Source organism: Acinetobacter sp. YH12021, assembly GCF_013420145.1.
Classification (GTDB): Bacteria; Pseudomonadota; Gammaproteobacteria; order Pseudomonadales; family Moraxellaceae; genus Acinetobacter; species Acinetobacter towneri.
Genome location: NZ_VOYT01000050.1, coordinates 1 through 3,531 on the forward strand (window position 1 = coordinate 1; position 3,531 = coordinate 3,531).

A 3,531-nucleotide genomic window follows, 5' to 3' on the forward strand; every position below is an offset into this window, starting at 1 on the left:
GTAAATTTTCAGCGTTGCTGGCTCCCCGTCAGCCGGATTGGGTTGCATCGCAGGGGTGTCGAAAGAGTCAACTGCGGTCCAAAGCTGTTGGACTTGGGTGAAAAGGGCGTTTATTCTTCCTATACGTTGTTCAGAATAACATTGTTCCGCCAACAATCAATTCGGTAGATATTGAACCTGAATATAGGGATATATTTAACTTGACGTTACACCAATCACAACAACGGCAAGTGAATTACGCAATGAGTAATACTTTTGGTTTTGGCGGACACATTGCCACAAGTATTTTTAAAAAATATGCTGAATAGAGAGTAGGTGCTAACTTCGGTTTGCTCGTGTTGGCGCTAAATCGAAAGTTCAAGTATCCCAACATGTTCCTTCGTATAGAAGTTAAAAGTTGGCAATTATCGTAGAACAACCTACAGACAACACCAATATGTAACCGATAAATAATTACAAAATATGACCGACAGAGTAAACATCATCAATAACTACATCGATGGATACAACCAATTTGATATCAAAAAAATGGTTGCAGACCTTGACGATAATATTGTTTTTGAAAACATTCAAAATAATGATATAAGTTTATCGCTGAAAGGGTTAACAGCGTTTAAACAACAGGCAGAAACAGCAAAAACATACTTTGCAAAGAGAACACAGACAGTTAAATCGTTTAGGCATTTTGACAACAGCACTGAAATAGAAATTGATTATACAGCAATTTTAGCAATTGACTTTCCGAACGGCTTAAAAAAAGGGCAAAAGCTAAAGTTATCAGGAAAATCCGTGTTTGAATTTAAAAAAAACAAAGTGATTAAATTGACAGACATTAGTTGACATTAAAACCAGCGAACAAGAATATGACTTTACTAAAACATAAAAAAATTACAATAATTGGTGCCGGGCCTGTTGGATTAACAATGGCGAGATTGTTACAGCAAAACGGCGTGGACATTACAGTTTACGAGAGAGACAAAGACCAAGATGCAAGGATTTTTGGTGGGACACTTGATCTGCACAGGGATTCGGGACAGGAAGCAATGAAAAGAGCGGGATTGTTACAAACTTATTATGACTTAGCTTTACCAATGGGTGTAAATATTGTTGATGAAAAGGGCAATATTTTAACCACAAAAAATGTAAGACCCGAAAATCGTTTTGACAATCCTGAAATAAACAGAAATGACTTAAGGACTATCCTATTAAATAGTTTACAAAATGATACCGTCATTTGGGATAGAAAACTTGTTACCCTTGAACCTGATAAGGAGAAGTGGATACTAACTTTTGAGGATAAATCGAGTGAAACAGCAGATCTGGTTATTATTGCCAATGGTGGAATGTCTAAAGTAAGAAAATTTGTTACCGACACGGAAGTTGAAGAAACAGGTACTTTCAATATACAAGCCGATATTCATCAACCGGAGGTGAACTGTCCTGGATTTTTTCAGCTTTGCAATGGAAACCGGCTAATGGCTGCTCATCAAGGTAATTTATTATTTGCGAATCCTAATAATAATGGTGCATTGCATTTTGGAATAAGTTTTAAAACACCTGATGAATGGAAAAGCAAAACGCGGGTAGATTTTCAAGACAGAAATAGTGTCGTTGATTTTCTCCTGAAAAAATTTTCCGATTGGGACGAACGCTACAAAGAACTGATTCGTTTGACATCATCTTTTGTAGGGTTAGCGACACGAATATTTCCCTTAGATAAGTCTTGGAAAAGTAAGCGTCCATTACCCATAACGATGATTGGAGATGCTGCTCATTTGATGCCTCCTTTTGCAGGACAAGGCGTAAACAGTGGGTTGATGGATGCCTTGATATTGTCGGATAATCTGACCAATGGGAAATTTAACAGCATTGAAGAGGCTATTGAAAATTATGAACAGCAAATGTTTGCTTATGGAAGAGAAGCACAGGCAGAATCAATAATAAACGAAACGGAAATGTTCAGCCTCGACTTTTCTTTCCAAAAACTAATGAATCTATAAAACAGAAAGGCGAGGAAATGAAAGAGAAAATAGTTAAAAAAAACGGAATAAGACTTTTTACCGAAAGTTTTGGATGTGAAAAAGATCCGGCAATACTCTTGATTGCGGGAGCAACGGTATCCATGTTGTATTGGGATGCTGAATTTTGCCAGAAACTATCTGAAAAGGGATTTTTTGTTATTCGCTACGACAATAGGGACGTAGGAAAATCTACTAATTACGAACCGGGTTCAACCCCCTATGATATTGTTGACTTAACCCATGATGCTATTTCAATTTTGGACGGCTATAAAATAGTCAAAGCCAATTTTGTGGGAATTTCACTGGGCGGACTGATTTCTCAAATAGCATCAATAAAATATGCCGACAGGGTAAGTTCAATAACACTAATCTCATCAGGTCCTTGGGGCGACTCAGACCCCACAATTCCTGAAATGGATACGCGTATTTTAGATTTTCACGGAAAAGCTGAAACCGTAGATTGGACAAATGAAGACAGTGTGGCAAATTATTTAATTCAAGGTGCTGAATTGATGAGCGGCAGGAAACAATTTGACAAACAAAGAAGTGAAAAACTGATTAGAGCCGAATTTAAAAGAGCTAATAACTATATAAGTATGTTCAATCATGCGGCACTGCAAGGTGGTGAAGAATACTGGAACAGATTGAGCGAAATCAATCAACCAACCTTAATTGTACACGGAACGGACGATAAAATATGGCATTTTAAGAATTCAGCAGTTTTACTTGAAAAGATAAACGGCTCAAAACTAATAACGCTTGATGGAACCGGACACGAACTACATTTCGAAGATTGGAATAAAATTATTGATGGAATAACGCAACATACAACAAATAACAAAAGAATGAACAAATAGGGTATTATGTATTTCCAAATCAACGGTTTAGAGATTGAAGCTAATATCAATGTGTTATGACGCTCAAGCTGGTGGAGCCGCTGCGCGAGCTGTTTAAAGATGAGGTGCGCAAGATCGGTATGGAGTTAGGTCTGCCCTACGACATGGTTTACCGTCATCCCTTCCCTGGCCCTGGCTTGGGTGTGCGTATTCTTGGCGAAGTAAAAAAAGAATATGCTGACAGGTTGCGCTTGGCTGATGCCATCTTTATCGAAGAGCTGTATGCCGCTGACCTGTATCACAAAACCAGCCAAGCCTTCGCTGTATTCTTGCCAGTGAAGTCGGTTGGCGTAGTGGGCGATGCCCGCCGCTATGAGTATGTGGTGGCATTGCGCGCAGTAGAAACTATCGATTTTATGACAGCGCGCTGGGCACACTTGCCGTATGAGTTTTTAGAAACGGTTTCTAGCCGCATCATTAATGAGATTCCCGGTATTTCGCGGGTAACCTACGATGTTTCCTCAAAGCCGCCGGCAACTATTGAGTGGGAGTGACGGGCACTGGCTGGCAATGTCTAGCAACGGCAGGCATTTCGGCTGAGGGTAAAAGAACTTTCCGCTAAGCGATAGACTGTATGTAAACACAGTATTGCAAGGACGCGGAACATGCCTCAT

At 39.4% G+C, this 3,531-nt stretch carries 3 protein-coding genes and 1 pseudogene; all 4 read left to right on the forward strand.

Annotation, left to right across the window (positions count from 1 at the left end; genetic code table 11):
- Positions 1-462: 462 nt before the first annotated feature.
- Positions 463-840, forward strand: a complete 378-nt coding sequence (locus tag FTT91_RS14270; protein ID WP_044502095.1) for a hypothetical protein — start codon at positions 463-465, stop codon at positions 838-840.
- Positions 841-863: 23 nt separating this feature from the next.
- Complete coding sequence (gene tet(X), locus FTT91_RS14275; protein WP_044502094.1) at positions 864-2,000, forward strand: tetracycline-inactivating monooxygenase Tet(X); 1,137 nt, start codon at positions 864-866, stop codon at positions 1,998-2,000.
- 17 nt (positions 2,001-2,017) lie between these two features.
- Positions 2,018-2,878, forward strand: a complete 861-nt coding sequence (gene estT / locus FTT91_RS14280; RefSeq protein ID WP_077782102.1) for a macrolide hydrolase EstT — start codon at positions 2,018-2,020, stop codon at positions 2,876-2,878.
- Between the two features lie 56 nt (positions 2,879-2,934).
- Positions 2,935-3,411, forward strand: a pseudogene (locus FTT91_RS14285) (GMP synthase (glutamine-hydrolyzing)); the annotation flags it as partial.
- Positions 3,412-3,531 lie beyond the last annotated feature (120 nt).